Source organism: Nocardia niwae NBRC 108934 = DSM 45340, assembly GCF_001613465.1.
GTDB lineage: Bacteria > Actinomycetota > Actinomycetes > Mycobacteriales > Mycobacteriaceae > Nocardia > Nocardia niwae.
This window is the reverse complement of the sequence record NZ_BDCK01000083.1, coordinates 1-648: the sequence shown is the minus strand read 5'-3', so window position 1 is coordinate 648 and position 648 is coordinate 1. Positions and strand designations below refer to the sequence as shown.

Below are 648 nucleotides of genomic sequence, written 5' to 3'. Positions count from 1 at the left end.
GGTCCGCCGCCGTGTGTGGTGGTCGTCTGGTGATCGCTTCGCCGGATGGTCACCGGGATCCGGCGTATCTGAACGAGTTGATGGCCCAGGAATGGGTTACCACGCTGCACGTGGTTCCCTCGATGCTGGATGCGCTGTTGACGGCTGGTATGCCGGACTCGCTGTGGCGGGTGTTGGCGATTGGTGAGGCGTTGCCGGGTTCGGTGGCGCAGCGGTTCTTGCGGGAGAATCCGCGTACGGAACTGTTCAATCTTTATGGTCCGACTGAGGCGGCGGTGTCGGTCACTTGTCATCGGGTCGGTGATGGTGATCGGCTTTCGGTGTCGATTGGTGCGCCGGAGTGGAATTGCCGGGTGTTTGTGCTGGATGGGCGTTTGCGTCCGGTTCCGGTGGGTGTTTCGGGTGAGTTGTATCTGGCGGGTGCGCAGCTGGCGCGCGGCTACTTTGGTCGTGCGGACCTGACCGCCGATCGGTTCGTGGCGAATCCGTTCGAGCCGGGTGCGCGGATGTATCGCACGGGTGACTTGGTCGCGTGGAGCAGCAGCGGTGAGTTGGAGTACCGGGGTCGTACGGATTTCCAGGTGAAGATTCGTGGTTTCCGTATCGAACTGGGTGAGATCGAGGCGGCGTTGTTGGCGTTGCCGGAGG

General features: G+C 62.5%; 1 protein-coding gene. It reads left to right on the top strand.

Annotated elements, in window-relative coordinates; all coding sequences use genetic code 11:
* On the top strand, window positions 1–648 hold a 648-nt coding region (locus NNI01S_RS32905), incomplete at both ends, for an AMP-binding protein (protein WP_157115177.1).